This window comes from Streptomyces kebangsaanensis, from assembly GCF_001906585.1.
GTDB classification, from domain to species: Bacteria; Actinomycetota; Actinomycetes; order Streptomycetales; family Streptomycetaceae; genus Streptomyces; species Streptomyces kebangsaanensis.
This window is the reverse complement of record NZ_JUJA01000149.1, coordinates 9,257-9,872: the sequence shown is the minus strand read 5'-3', so window position 1 is coordinate 9,872 and position 616 is coordinate 9,257. Positions and strand designations below refer to the sequence as shown.

Annotated in this window: 1 pseudogene; it reads right to left on the bottom strand. The window is 71.6% G+C overall.

Features of this window, described 5'->3' with window-relative positions:
- A pseudogene (locus RH94_RS40865) lies at positions 1-479 on the bottom strand (hypothetical protein); the annotation flags it as partial.
- Positions 480-616: the final 137 nt, after the last annotated feature.

The following is a 616-nucleotide window of genomic DNA, read 5'->3' as shown; positions in this document are numbered from 1 at the left end:
AGGGGCCCGCCGGCCGGTGACTCGATCGGCCCGGTGGGCCGGGACTCCGTGGTGCCGGTGGCGAGCACGTCCATGGTGCCGGTGGGCGGAGGCTGCATGAACCGGCTGGTCAGCGCGTCCAAGACCCCGGTGGGCCGGGGTTCCACGGTGCCGGTGGGCAGGGGTTCCGTGGCCCGGGGGGCGAGTATGTCCATGGTGCCGGTGGGCGGGTTCGCGGCACTGGCCGGCTGGGCCTGCATGGAGCGGGCGGTCAGTGTGTCCATGGTGCCGGTGGGCTGGGGTTCCATGGATCGGCTGGTGAGTGTGTCCATGGTGCCGGTGGGCTGGGGTTCCGTGGTGCGGGGAGCCAGTGCCTCCAGGGTGCTGGTGGGCTGGGGTTCCATGGATCGGCTGGTGAGTGTGTCCATGGTGCCGGTGGGCTGGGGTTCCGTGGTGCGGGGAGCCAGTGCCTCCAGGGTGCTGGTGGGCTGGGGTTCCATGGATCGGCTGGTGAGTGTGTCCATGGTGCCGGTCGGTTGGGGTTCCGTGGTGCGGGGAGCCAGTGCCTCCATGGTGCCGGTCGGCTGGGGCTCCATGGAACGGCTGGTGAGCTCCGCGACAGGAGCGGCCGACGTGG